Annotated in this window: 8 protein-coding genes; 3 read left to right on the forward strand and 5 right to left on the reverse strand. The window is 74.2% G+C overall.

Annotated features, from left to right (window positions below):
• The first annotated feature begins 188 nt into the window (after positions 1–188).
• Both ACIQ6Y_RS04620 and ACIQ6Y_RS04625 read left to right on the forward strand, forming a co-directional pair.
• Positions 189–5,066: a CHAT domain-containing protein gene (locus ACIQ6Y_RS04620; protein WP_404032836.1), complete on the forward strand. Its 4,878-nt coding sequence runs from the start codon at positions 189–191 to the stop codon at positions 5,064–5,066.
• A gap of 315 nt (positions 5,067–5,381) precedes the next feature.
• The gene (locus ACIQ6Y_RS04625; RefSeq protein WP_404032839.1) at positions 5,382–5,963 is read left to right on the forward strand and encodes a TetR/AcrR family transcriptional regulator; all 582 of its coding nucleotides are present in this window, start codon (positions 5,382–5,384) and stop codon (positions 5,961–5,963) included.
• A 5-nt stretch (positions 5,964–5,968) separates the two neighbouring features.
• On the opposite strand, the gene ACIQ6Y_RS04630 is transcribed toward ACIQ6Y_RS04625, so the two are convergent.
• Entirely contained in the window at positions 5,969–6,868 is a 900-nt protein-coding gene (locus ACIQ6Y_RS04630; RefSeq protein WP_404032841.1) for a GNAT family N-acetyltransferase, read from the reverse strand.
• A gap of 54 nt (positions 6,869–6,922) precedes the next feature.
• Positions 6,923–7,402: a carboxymuconolactone decarboxylase family protein gene (locus ACIQ6Y_RS04635; protein WP_404032844.1), complete on the reverse strand. Its 480-nt coding sequence runs from the start codon at positions 7,400–7,402 to the stop codon at positions 6,923–6,925.
• A 195-nt stretch (positions 7,403–7,597) separates the two neighbouring features.
• Between ACIQ6Y_RS04635 and ACIQ6Y_RS04640 the strand changes: the two genes are divergently transcribed.
• A complete protein-coding gene (locus ACIQ6Y_RS04640) occupies positions 7,598–8,509 on the forward strand; it encodes an RNA polymerase sigma-70 factor (protein WP_404032847.1) in 912 nt (303 codons plus the stop codon).
• A gap of 75 nt (positions 8,510–8,584) precedes the next feature.
• On the opposite strand, the gene ACIQ6Y_RS04645 is transcribed toward ACIQ6Y_RS04640, so the two are convergent.
• The 3 genes from ACIQ6Y_RS04645 to ACIQ6Y_RS04655 all read right to left on the reverse strand — a co-directional run bounded on the left by ACIQ6Y_RS04645 (position 8,585) and on the right by ACIQ6Y_RS04655 (position 12,466).
• Positions 8,585–9,346: an isocitrate lyase/phosphoenolpyruvate mutase family protein gene (locus ACIQ6Y_RS04645; RefSeq protein ID WP_404032850.1), complete on the reverse strand. Its 762-nt coding sequence runs from the start codon at positions 9,344–9,346 to the stop codon at positions 8,585–8,587.
• Positions 9,347–9,565: 219 nt separating this feature from the next.
• Positions 9,566–11,266, reverse strand: a complete 1,701-nt coding sequence (locus ACIQ6Y_RS04650) for a DUF2264 domain-containing protein (protein WP_404032853.1) — start codon at positions 11,264–11,266, stop codon at positions 9,566–9,568.
• Positions 11,267–11,422: 156 nt separating this feature from the next.
• A complete protein-coding gene (locus tag ACIQ6Y_RS04655; RefSeq protein ID WP_404032855.1) occupies positions 11,423–12,466 on the reverse strand; it encodes a rhamnogalacturonan acetylesterase in 1,044 nt (347 codons plus the stop codon).
• Between the last annotated feature and the right edge of the window lie 172 nt (positions 12,467–12,638).

Here is a 12,638-nt window from a genome sequence, read left to right on the forward strand (position 1 = left end):
TCTGGATGCCGCTCTGCCGTCGTGGGGAGAATCCCGGCGGAAGGTGAACGTTGAACGACCAGGGCATGAGAGGCGGGTGCCGGGCGCACGACGGGTCGCCGTGCGGTTCACAGGGCTCTCGACTCCCTTGTGTGCAAGGCTGGTTGGGACGACTGGGCTCCGGGGCGGACGGCGGACGAGGAGACGGGATGAGCGATCGGGACGAGCTGCTCTCCGACTTAGCGGGCCGGGCGGATGAGGGCGGGGCGCTCTCCGACATGGCGGACCGGGCGGACGGGGACGGGGCGCTCTCCGACATAGCGGACTGGGCGGACGGGGGCGGGTCGCTCTCCGGCTCGACGGGCCGGGACGACCGGGATGGGCCGCCCTCCGATTCGAGGGGCGACGTTGACCGGGACGGGGTGCTCTCCGGCTCGACGGGCCGCGACGACCGGCACGTGCCGCTCTCCGACTCGACGGGCCGGGACGACCGGGGCGGGCTCCTTTCCGACTCGAGGGGCGAGGTTGACCACGAGGGGTTGCTCTCCGACTCGAGGGGCCGGGACGACCGGGGCGGGCTGCCCTCCGAGTCGACGCGCCGGGACGACCGGGGCGGGCTGCCCTCCGACTCACCGGGCGACGTCGACCGGGACGGGTTGCTCTCCGATCTGCGCGGGCGGATCGACCGGGCGGTGGAGCGGCAGGACCCGGCCGAGTTGTTCGCGCCCGATGCCGAGCGGGTGGCCGCCGCGCTGACCGCCGTCACCGATCCGGTGGCCGACCCGGAGGCGGGCCATGTCCTCGGCTGGTACCGCTGGCTGCGCTACGAGACGTCCGCCGACGGAGGGCAGGACGAGGCGGTGGAGGCGGTCCGGCTGCTGGCCCCGGTCCACGCCGCCGCCCCGGATGCGGTGCCCGAACTGGTGGGGCTGATGCTGGCGGGCGGCCCCGAGGACGGCGTCGTCGGTGACGTGGCCCTCGAACTCGGGCTCGCGGTCACCCTCGCCTACGAGCGCGGACGCCAACTACCTCTGCTGCACCGGGCCCTGATGCTGTTCCGCATGGCCGTCGCGGGGCCCTTCGAGGAGCCGCTGGACCGGGCGATGAGCCTGAGCAACCTCGGGCATGTGCTGCGGATGCTGCACGAACAGGGCGCCCGCGACGGGGAGCTGGACGAGGCGGTCGCCGTCACCCGGGAGGCCGTGCGGTTCACCGACCATCCCGAACACGCGATGTTCCGCAGCAACTTGGGGCTGGCCCTGCTCCATGTGTACTGGCGCGACCATCAGGTGCCGGTGCTGGAGGAGTCCGTCGCCCTCACCCGCGCAGCCGTCGACGCGACCCCGCCGGGACACCCGAACGTGGCGACGTACCGCAACAACCTCGCCCTCGGCCTGCACGCCCTGGCCGAGCGGCGCGATGACGCGTCGTCGGCCGAGGAGGCGATCGCGCTGACGCGGTCCGTCCTCGCCGCCGTACCGGAGGGGCCGGCCAGGGCCGCCCAACTGCACATTCTGTCCTTCGCGTTGCGCGCGCAGTACGAACGGCTGCGGGAGCCGGGGCTGCTGGACGAGGCCGTGGCCCTCGGGCGCCGGGCCGTCGCCGCCACGCCCGAGGGTGATCCCGCACGCGCCGAACGCCAGGACAAACTCGCCATCTGTCTGTACCTGCTCTTCCACCGCTCCGGGGACCCGGCCGCCCTGGAGGAGGCGATCGACAGGGCCCGGGCCGCGACGAACGCGCCCGTCGCCCCGGATCGCGGGCGCCGCCAGACGAAACTCGCGGAGTTCCTGCGCACCCTGGCCGAGCACAGCCACCGGCCGGAGGCGGCGTGGGAGGCGGTGGCGCTGGCGCGGGCCGCGGTGGAGGCGGTCGGGGTGAGGGGTGCGGAGACTGGGCGGGACGCGGTGAGGGTCGGTGCGGATACCGCCGGGGCCGCCTCCGAAGGCCTCGGGGACGTGTCCGGCGCCGCCGCGGTCGATTCCGACGAGGCCGGTGCCGATGCGGCCGATTCCAACGCGGCTGGTGCCGCCGCGGCCGGTGCCGACGCAACCGAGTCCGCCGCGGGTGACACGGACGTCCGCGCGGCGCGGCTGAGTGGGCTGAGCGCCGCCCTGCACACGCTGTACCTGTACACCTCCGACCTCGATCATCTGAGGGAGGCCGTACAGCGGGGGCGTGAAGCCGTGGAGGGGACGCCCGCGGGTCGTCCGGACCGCGCGAGGGCGCTGAACAACCTGGGGTTCGGGCTGCGGGTCCTGCACGAGGCCGTCGGGGACGACGAGTTGCTCGACGAGGCGATCGAGGTGAGCCGGCAGGCGCTGGCCCCGCTGTCGGAGGACGACCCGTACCGGCCCACCGTGCTGACCAACCTCGCCAGCGCCCTCATCCGCAAGTACGAGCGGTCCGACCGGGTCGAGCACGCCGACGAGGCCGTCGCCCACGCCCGCGCGGCCGTCGACCTCACGCCCGTGGGGGACCCCGACCGGCCCGGCTGGCTCAACAACCTCGCGCTCGCGCTGTACGGCGTCGGCAACCGGCTCGGGCGGCCGGAGCCGCTGCGGGAGGCCATCGCCGTGTGCCGAGAGGCGCTGGCCGCGCTGCCCGACGGGAATCTGCGCCGGGCCACCGTCCTGAACAACCTCGGCAACTGCCAGGCCGTCCTCTTCGAACACCTCGGGGACATCGCGCTGCTGCGCACCTCCGCCGAGACCGCGCGGGCCGCCGTCGAGGCCACCCCGCCGGGCCATCCGCACCGGGCGATGAACCTCAACGGGCTGGGCCGCATCCTCCAGCACATCACCTGGTACACCGGTGACTCCGCGCCGCTGTCGGAGGCGGTCGCCGCCTGCCGGGCCGCCGTCGGCGCGGCACCCCGGGGCACGCTGCGGCAGATGTTCCTGGGCAACCTCGGGTCGGCCCTGGACCTGTCGTTCCGCCGGACCGGGCGCCGCGAGGACATCGCCGAGGCCATCACGTCCTGCCGCGACGCCGTGTCGGGGTTCGCCCCGGACCACCCGCTGCGGGTGCAGCAACTGCACGGTCTGACCACGGCGTTGCTCGTCCACGCGCTGCTCGGCGACGGCGGCCCCGAGGTGGTCGACGAGGCGATCGGCACTGCCCGCGCGGGCCTCGCCGCGACGCCCCTCGACCACCCCAACCGGGTCCGTATGCTGGCCGACCTCGCCTACGCCCTGCGCGCCCGCACGCTGCTGCGCCGGGACCCGGACCCGCTGACGGAGGCGACCGCCGTCACCCGGGAGGCCCTCGCCCTCGCCCCGCCCGGCCTGCCCCTGCGCTCCGGTCTGCTCAACGACCACGCGGTGACCCTGCACCTCCTCCACGAGCACACCCACGACCCCGCCCTGGTCCCGGAGATCCTCGCCGTGTCCCGCGAAGCGGCGTCGGACGCGTCGGCCTCGATCGCCGTACGGGTGGCGTCGTACCGGAGGATCGCGGTCCTGGCGACCGGGGCGGACCCGCAGGGGAGGGCGCCGAGCGAGGCGCTCGCCGCCGCGGAGGCCGCTGTCGCGCTGTTGCCGCGGATCGGGATCGACGGGCTGGATCTCGGGGACCGGGGGCATCAGATCGGGGAGGCCGGTTCGCCGGCGACCGCCGCGGCGGCGGCCGCGCTGGACGCCGGACTGCCGGGGCGGGCCGTGGAACTGCTGGAGCAGTCGCGGGGGGTGCTGACCGCCGAGTCGGTCGCCGCCGGGGGCGCCGATCTGGAGCGGCTGCGCACCGCCGTACCCGAAGTGGCCGAGCTGTTCGAGGAAGTGCGGTCCCGGCGCGAGACCCTGAACCGGCCCGCACCCGAGGCGTCCGCCGACCCTCCGGCGCCGCACGACGTGCGCGCCGCCGCCCGCCGGGACGCCCAGGCCGAGTGGGACGCCGTGCTGGCCCGCATCCGCACCCTCGACGGTTTCGCCGACTTCCTCGCCCCACCTGGCGCGGACCGGCTCACCGCCGAGGCCTGCGAGGGTCCGGTGGTGTACGTCTGCGCCGCCCCGACCCGCGGCGACGCGCTCGTCCTCGACGGCGACCCCGCCCACCCGGTCCGGGTCGTCCCGCTGAGCCTGACCGAACCCGACCTGCTGCCCCGTATCCGCACCCTGGGCACCGCCCTGGACCGCGCGACCGACCCCACGGTCGGCCCCGACGGCCGCCAGGCCGCCCAGCAGGACATCCTCGGCGTGCTGGCCTGGCTCTGGGACACCGTCACCGAGCCGGTCCTCACCGCCCTCGGCCACACCCGGCCGCCGACACCCGGCGCCCCCTGGCCGAGGCTGTGGTGGTGTCCTGTCGGTCTGATGGCCTACCTCCCCCTGCACGCGGCCGGCCACCACGAGGACATCACCACGGCCGTCGACGCCCCGCGCACGGTGCTGGACCGAGTCGTCTCCTCCTACACGGCCACGGTCCGCGGCCTGTCCCGGGCCCGCGCCCATCGCGACGGGGCGGCTGGGGAGGGCCCGGGGAAGGTGCGGACGACAGGCGGGGCGGTCGTCGTCGCGGTCGGCGATGCCGCCGGTGTCGCCGGGCTGCCGGGCGCGGTCACCGAGGCGGAGCTGCTCACCGCGCTGATCCCCGGCGCCACGGTGCCTGAGCGGCCCACCCGCGCGTCGGTGCTGGCCGCGCTGCCCGGTCACCCGGTGGCCCACTTCGCCTGCCACAGCGAGCCGCACCGCATGGACCCCTGGCGCGGCCGGCTCGTCCTGCACGACCACGAGACGGACCCGCTCACCGTCGCGGACATCGGCGCCCTGCGCCTGGGCGGCGGGCTCGCCTTCCTGTCCGCCTGCAACACGACCCTCACCACACCCCGGCTCGCCGACGAGGCCCTGCACATCACCGGCGCGTTCCAGCTCGCCGGCTATCCGCATGTCGTGGGCACGCTGTGGCCCGTCTCCGACCGCGCCGCCCACCAGCTCGCCGCCGACTTCTACACCCGCCTCACCGCCGGCGGCACGACCGCCCCCGACCCCACCCGCTCCGCGGAGTCCCTCCACCACGCCACCCGCCGTCTGCGCGCCCGCTACCCCCTCACCCCGACCCTGTGGGCGGCCCACACCCACACGGGCGCCTGAGGTCAGGCCCCGCCCCTTAGGGCCTGTCGTTTGGATCATGCCGGCGTCGCGGGGTCTGGCACGCACTCCCCCACTGCCTTAAGGGCGTGGGGGGACCCCCAGCCGCGTTGTCGTCACTCGCCGACTCCCCCACTCTCGGCTTCGCTCGAGCGGGGGGACCCCCATCGCGTCGACTCCCTCCTCCGCCTTGCAGCTGCACGCACCAGACCCCGCTCGACCCGGCCAGGAGGCGGAAGCGCCTCACAGCCCGCCTGATCCAAACGACAGGCCCTAGGCTTGCGCCGGAACACCCCCCGTTTCTCCCCAGGAGGCTGCATGGCGCGCGTCGGCGTCACCGCGGAGCGGCTCGTGGCCGCCGCAGCCGAACTCGCGGACGAGGAGGGCTTCGAGAAGGTCACGCTGTCCGGGCTGGCGCGTCGTTTCGGGGTCAAGGACGCGAGCCTGTACGCGCATGTCCGCAGTCTGCAGGACCTGCGCACACGGCTCGCGCTGCACGCGGGCGGCGAGCTGATCGACCGGATCGCGGAGGCGGTGGCGGGACGCGCGGGCAAGGACGCGCTGGTCGCCTTCGCCGACGCGTACCGGGAGTACGCGCTGCAGCACCCCGGCCGGTACGCCGCCACTCAGATCCGGGTCGACCAGGCCCTCGTCGCCGACTCCCCCGCCCTGCGCCGCACCGCCGACATCACGTACGGCATGCTGCGCGGCTACGGCCTGGCCGAGCCCGACCTCACCGACGCCGTACGCCTGCTGCGCAGCACCTTCCACGGGTACTGCGCGCTGGAGGCGGCCGGCGCCTTCGGTGCACCGCGCGATGTGCGGCGGTCCTGGGAGCGGGCGGTCGACGCGCTGCACATCGCCCTGGAGAACTGGCCCCGCGAGGGCGCGGGGCCCTGACGGGCTCAGAGGGCGAGCTGGAACCAGTACGCCGTGTGCGTGGGCAGGTAGCCGAGCCGGTCGTTGACCGCGCGCATGTGCGGGTTGTTGTCGGCCACGTCGGTGAGCAGTCCGCCGAGTGCGGGGTGGCGCTCGCGGGCGTGGAGGATCGAGGCGGCCTTCATCCAGGTGCCGAGGCCGTGGCCGCGGTGCTCGGGCAGGACGCCGGTGCCGTAGTGCACGCCGTCGCCCGACCCGCTGCCGGGGACGACGAGTTCGGTGAAGCCCACCAGGGAGCCGTCGGAGGTGTCGACGGCCGCGACCGTGTGCAGGACGTCCCCGCGCTCGGCGACGGCGGCGGCCGCCGCGCGCACCCGGTCCAGGTCCCAGACGACTCTGCCGTAGTCGACGGCCCCCATGGGCGTGTCGTCCATCGCCCGGCGCGAGGCGACGAACCGGTCGGCGAGTTCGTCGGGGACCGTGCCCTCCCACGCGGTGAGCGCGTATCCGGCGGGCGCCGCCTCCAGCAGCGCGGTGAGCGCGGGCACGTCCGCCTCGGCCAGCGGCAGACGGGCGTAGATCATGGTCATCGCCGTGGCGAAGCCGCGCGCGGTGAGGAAGGCGGCGCCGGGGCTGTCGCCGTCCGCCTGGGCGACGACACTGCGCCGGCCGTCCTTCCGCGCGGCCTCCACGGCGGTGTCGAGCAGCACCGACCCCACACCGCGCCGCCGTTCGGCCGGGTGGACCCGGACGTCGGCCTCGGCCAGGTGCCGCTGCCCCTCCTTGTCGGACAGGCGCAGGGAGGCGGTGCCGAGCGGGGTGCCGTCCGGCCCCGAGGCCAGCCACACGAGCCGGCGGCTACTGCTCTGCACGGGATCGACGAGAGCGGTGAGCCGTATGGCCGGTTCGGTGTGCGAAGTAGTCACGGGCGTAACTCTGCGCACACCGCTCTCAGCCCCTCAACACCTTTTCCCCGCCGGTCAGTCCGCCAGGGCGGCGAACATGCCGGGTTTGTAGGAACCGCCCGGATTGCGCACGATCACGTTCATCCGGGTCGCCGCGTTGATCAGCGAGATCAGGCAGACCAGCGCGCCGACCTGGTCGTCGTCGTAGTGCCCCCGCACCTCGGCCCAGGTCTCGTCGGACACCCCGCGGTCGCCGAGCAGGGTACCCTCGTCGGCGAGTGCCAGCGCGGCCCGCTCGGCCTCGGTGAACACGGTGCTGTGGCGCCAGGCGGAGACCAGGTGGAGCCGGACCGCGGACTCGCCCGCGGCCGCGGCCTCCTTGGTGTGGATGTCGACGCAGAAACCGCAGCCGTTGAGCTGGCCGACCCGCAGCTCGACCAGTTCCCGCAGCGCCTTCGGCAGCGTCGACTGCTCCAGGGCCAGCCCGGCGTTGAAGAAGCGCTTGACGACCTTCGCCGCGGTCGGGCTGTCGAACAGGTTGAAACGGGGTTCCATCACTTCGTCCTCACTCATGGACACGCGCCGCGTCGTTGGCCCGCGGCGTCCTGACGAGCAAGAGATGCCGCCGCTCCGCCCCCTGTGACACCCCCGCGTTGTGACGTACGCCACCCGCCGCCGCTGTCACAGAACCGGCGCGCGCGGCATCTCGTGCGTGTGGCAGCGTCGAGAACCGACAGACAGGAGCCGGCTGTGCACCAGCGCGAGACGGACGTACCCCCGGCAGGCCGCGTGGACGCCGCCACCGAGGCGTTCGTGACCCACCGCAACCTGCTCTTCACCGTCGCCTACGAGATGCTCGGCTCGGCCGCCGACGCCGAGGACGCCCTCCAGGACACCTGGCTGCGCTGGGCGGACGTCGATCTCGACACGGTGCGCGACCGGCGTGCCTACCTGGTGCGGATGGCGACCCGCCAGGCCCTGGTCCGGCTGCGCACACTCGGCCGGCGCAAGGAGTCCTACGTCGGCCCCTGGCTGCCCGAGCCGCTGCTCACCGCGCCCGACGTGGCCGAGGACGTGGAGCTGGCCGACAGCGTCTCGATGGCGATGCTGCTGGTCCTGGAGACGCTCGCCCCCACCGAGCGGGCGGTGTTCGTGCTGCGCGAGGTCTTCGGCCTCGACTACGAGGAGATCGCCGACGCCCTCGGCAAGAGCCGGGCCGCGGTCCGTCAGATCACCCACCGGGCCAGGACCCATGTCGCCGCGCGCCGGCCCCGTACGGAGGTCTCCGCCGCCGAGACCGGCGCCGCGCTGGAGGCGTTCCGCGCGGCGGCCGAGACGGGCGATCTCCAGGGCCTGCTCGACGTCCTCGCGCCCGACGTCGTCTTCCTGGGCGACGGCGGCGGGCTCGCGCAGGCCGCCCTGGAGCCCATCGTGGGTGCCGGGCAAGTGGCCGAGCTGGCCGCCGGGTTGAGCCGTTTCGGCGTCGCCTCCTTGCGGCCGGTCCGCGTCAACGGCTGCCCGGCCCTGGTGCTCCGGCTCGACGGCCGGGTCGACACCGTCCTCGCGGCCCGCGTCGACGACGGCCTCATCACCGGCCTGTACGCGGTCCGCAACCCGGAGAAGCTGTCGCGCATGGACACCGAGATGGTGCTGTGCCGCTGAACGGCCGCCCCGCTACGTGAGGAGCGGTTGAACCGGCCGCCCCGCTACGTGAGTAGCGGCTGAACCGGCAGCCCCCTACGTCGCGAGCCGCTGCACCTCCCCGTACGACGGCAGCCCTCCGTCCGGCTCCCGCCCCTCCCTGACCGCGAGGGCCGCCTCCACCGCGGCGCCCAGCGCGCGCCGATAGAGGAGGGAGCCGAGGCTGACGCGGTGGACGCCGAGGTCGGCGAGGCGGGGGACGGAGGGTCCGCCGGGGGTGTACAGGACGTTCAGCGGGACGTCGAGGTCGCGGAGCACGGCCGTGATCTCGGCCGGTTCCGAGAGCCCGGGGACGAACACGCCGTCCGCACCGGCCTCTTGGTAGGCGGCCAGCCGCTCCCTGGTGCCTTCCCCGTCCCCCATCCAGTACGTATCGGTGCGGGCGTTGACGAACAGCCCCGGGGCGGCGGCCTTCACTGCGGCGATCTTCTCGGCGTGCAGGGCCACCGGCCCCAGGCCGTCCTCCAGATTGACCCCGACGGCCCCGACAGCGGCCAACTCCACCGCCAGCCCCGCCACTTCCTCCGGGTCCTCGCTGAATCCCCCCTCCGCGTCCACCGACAGCAGGAACGGCTCCGACCCCAGGGCCAGGGCGAGGCGCAGGGTCTCGTCCCGGGTCGCCGAGGAACCGTCGGGCAGTCCCGCGGCAGCGGCCACGCCGAGACTCGTCGTGCCGATCGCGGCGAACCCCTGGGCGGCGAGGGCCGAGGCGGAGGCGTGGTCCCAGGCATTGGCCAGCAGCAGCGGATCACCGGCCCGGTGCAGGGAGGCAAAGGCAGGGGATGCGGTCTCGCTCATAGAGGGACGGTAGCCCCGCGACACTTCGGCAGAGACCGAACGATCGAGTCCCTGAAGGGGCGCGGGGAACTGCGCGAGAAGCGCCCACGGGCCGGCACCCCGCAACGCGAGGTCACCCCACGGCGAAGCCCGGCAACCTCGGCCCACCCCCGCGGCGACACCAGGGCATGACACCGACCACCGACTCCGGCGACCGCAACGCCCGCCAATGGACAGCCCTCACCAGGGCGTCACCGACCACGACGAGGATCCCCCACCTGCAGCCGTGAACCGGAACCGCAGGGGCGTCCGGCCGGTCCGGTGAAGGGTGAGGTCGAAGCCGTCGCCCACATCCACCGACACGAGGCCGGTGAGCGGCGGCGGCCCGGACTCCCCGGTGAGGCGGGCAAGGGCCACGAACAGGGTCGGGCCGTCCTCCGTCACTCCGCTGTCGCCCGACAGCCCGTGAACCGGGAGGAGTTCACTGCGCATCCCCTCCCCGGCCGCCCACCCGGTGACCCGCACCGGCGTCCCCGGCGCCGCCCCGCTCACCAGATACGCCCGCACCTCGACCGCCCCCTCGGCCGCCACGAGGCTGACGACCTCCGCTCCACCGCCGGCCCGGTGCCGGGAGGCGACCCAGCCCTCGCCCACGCCCAGCGGCACGATGGCGCTGCGGCTCGGATCGCCGCCGACGAACACGCTGTTGTCGTACGACGACGAGGGCCGGGTCACCGTCGAGTAGCCGAGCCGGGTGTAGTACGGGTCGTAGCGGACGTCCTCGCTGCCATGGTTGTGCAGCCGGACCACGCCGTCCGAACGGGTCGACTGCAGCAGCCAGTTGGGCGCGGCCAGCGGTGTGACCGCGTCCTCGCGCTCGGCCGGACCCGGCTCCTCGGGCGCTGTCCACACCGGGTGGTCGGCGGGCAGCAGCAGGCCGAGGAAGCCCTTGCTCGCCCAGTACGGGGAGGCGGGGCCGGAGTAGCGCTGCGCGACGGAGGTGTCGGGGCCGTGCCAGCCCAGGGTGAGCAGGCCCCGCTCGTCGACCGCGCCGTGCCGCAGGAAGTAGGTCAGCGCGCCGGAGGCCAGCCGCCGGGTCTCGCCCGGGGTGAGCGGGGTGTGCCCGGTCAGGGCGCCCAGCCACAGGGGCGCGGCCGTCGCGAAGCGGTAGGTGAGGGAGCGGCCCTGGTGCAGGGGGGCGCCGTCGCCGCCGAACAGGCGTGCGTAGTCGGCGAGATGGGCCTTGAGACGGCCGCCGTAGAGGTCGAGGAGCCGGGTGTCGTCGGCGAGCCAGGCGTGCAGCACCGGGTAGAGGTGCATGGCCCAGCCGTTGTAGTAGTCGTACTTGCGGCCGTCGCCGTCGGTGTACCAGCCGTCGCCGACGTACCACTGCTCGATGCGGTGCAGGCCGTGGTCGATGGCCTTGCGGGCGGCCTCCGGCTCGTGCCCGATGTCGGCGAGGAAGCCTGCGACGGTGACGGGGAACAACTCCCAGTTGCAGGGCCAGGGTTCGGCGGTGAGGGCGTCCGCGAGCCAGTCGGCCGCCCGTTCGCGCACCTCGTCGGACAGCCGGTCCCACAGCAGCGGGCGGGTCAGCCGCAGGGCCAGCGCGACGGACGCGGCCTCGACGAGCGGCTGGCTGCGGTCCGTGACGCGCGGCCACACCCCGGCGACCCCCGCGGCGAGGCCGTCGGCGTACCGCTCCAGCGCGGTCTCGTCACGGCGGAAGGCCGCCAGCAGCAGCGTACGGGCGTACCCCTCCAGTCCGTCGGAGAGCCGGCCGGAGGCGCTCACCTGGCCGCCGGGCAGGTCGTAGAGGGCGAAGTCCTCGGTGGCGTAAGGCTCCACGGCGGCGAGCAGCGCGTCGGCGGCCGCCTCCCAGTGGGCACGAGTCCACCCCGTGTGCGGGCTGAGGGTGTGATCGCGCTCGGGCAGCTGCATGGGCCGTCCTTTCAGTGCTCGGGGCTTGGGCCACCCGCACGTCACCACACCCGCCTCACCGGAGCAAGCGCTTTCACAAGCCCTTCCGCGATCATCCCGCGGCCCCCTGCCGGTGGACCTGGGGCGCCCCGGTTCCGGTCGGGGCGCCCCAGGGGTTCATCCCACCCGCACCAGGCCCTCGGGCACCAGATGCCGGGCGACGAGTTCGTCCCGCACAAAGCCCGCGTAGGCGGTGGCGCCCCGTACGGAGGTGTGGGTGTTGTCGCGCTTCTCGTTGTACAGGTACAGCCCCTTGGAGGCCTCCGGGCCCAGTTGTTCGACGAGCGCCTTGGAGTGGGCGGTGAGGTCGATCAGAGGCACGTCGTGGGCGGCGGCGACGGAGCGGATGACGCCCGGGTGGTCGACGCCGAGGCCGTTGACGAGGAGGGCGGTGTTGTTGTTCAGGGTGCCGTCGGCGTTGAACCAGCGGCGCACGATCGGAGTGACGAGGACCGGCTCGCCGCCCTTGGCGCGTACACCCGCCACGAGGGCCTCCAGGTTGGCCCGGTAGGTGGCCTCGTCGGTGGTCTTGTCGTTGTGGGCGAGCTGGATCAGCACCAGGTCGCGCGGCTGGATGCGGGCCTCGACCGTCTCCCACAGCAGGGGGTTGGACAGGAAGGTGACGGTGCTCTCGCCGCTGTCGGCGTGGTTGGCGACGGACAGGCCCTTGCGCAGGTACTGCGGGAGCCGCTGGCCCCAGCCGGTGTAGGGGTCGCCGGGCTGGTCGCAGACGGTGGAGTCGCCGATCAGCAGGATCTGCCGGGCGTGCCGGGCGGGCGTGACGCGGATGTCGGCGAGGGCGGGCGCGGAGCCGCCGACGACCAGGTCCAGTCCGGGAGTTCCGGCGGTGCCGGTGGGCTCGCCCTCGGGGGTGCGGACGTCCACGGTGAAGCTGCGGGCGACGCGCTCACCGGCCGGGACGGCCGTCTCGGGGAGCAGGGCGCGCCGGGTCTCGCCGGACACGGCGGTGCTGGAGTCGGCGTCGCCGCCGAGGAGGACCTTCACGTCGTACGTGCCGGGCGGCAGGTCGAAGTGGCAGGCGCCGGCGGCGCAGTTGTCCGGTCCCGGGGCGTCCTCGCGGGCGTGGGCGGCGGGTCCGGCCGTCAGGGTGGCGGCCCCCAGCGTCGCGGCCACCAGCGCGGCGGTGGTGAAACGTCTCATCAACGGCTCCTCGGTCGGTGCGATGTGTCCGGCGCTGGGACCGTACCCGTCTCGACAAGCGCTTTCTAGCCCCTCGGCGAATCTTGTAAGTAACTCAACGTTCACTCGGTGAAAGCCCTTACGAAAAAACGATTCAACTGTCACCCTGCCTAGCACCCGCACACCCCACACC

It is taken from the genome of Streptomyces sp. NPDC096205 (assembly GCF_044763135.1).
GTDB lineage: Bacteria > Actinomycetota > Actinomycetes > Streptomycetales > Streptomycetaceae > Streptomyces.

What these genes read in the sequence shown, in the direction of transcription:
- ACIQ6Y_RS04625 (WP_404032839.1), top strand. Translation starts at nt 5,382, where the DNA reads ATGGCGCGCGTCGGCGTCACCGCGGAGCGGCTCGTGGCCGCCGCAGCC.
- ACIQ6Y_RS04645 (WP_404032850.1), bottom strand. Translation starts at nt 9,346, where the DNA reads ATGAGCGAGACCGCATCCCCTGCCTTTGCCTCCCTGCACCGGGCCGGT.
- ACIQ6Y_RS04655 (WP_404032855.1), bottom strand. Translation starts at nt 12,466, where the DNA reads ATGAGACGTTTCACCACCGCCGCGCTGGTGGCCGCGACGCTGGGGGCC.
- ACIQ6Y_RS04650 (WP_404032853.1), bottom strand. Translation starts at nt 11,266, where the DNA reads ATGCAGCTGCCCGAGCGCGATCACACCCTCAGCCCGCACACGGGGTGG.
- ACIQ6Y_RS04620 (WP_404032836.1), top strand. Translation starts at nt 189, where the DNA reads ATGAGCGATCGGGACGAGCTGCTCTCCGACTTAGCGGGCCGGGCGGAT.
- ACIQ6Y_RS04635 (WP_404032844.1), bottom strand. Translation starts at nt 7,402, where the DNA reads ATGGAACCCCGTTTCAACCTGTTCGACAGCCCGACCGCGGCGAAGGTC.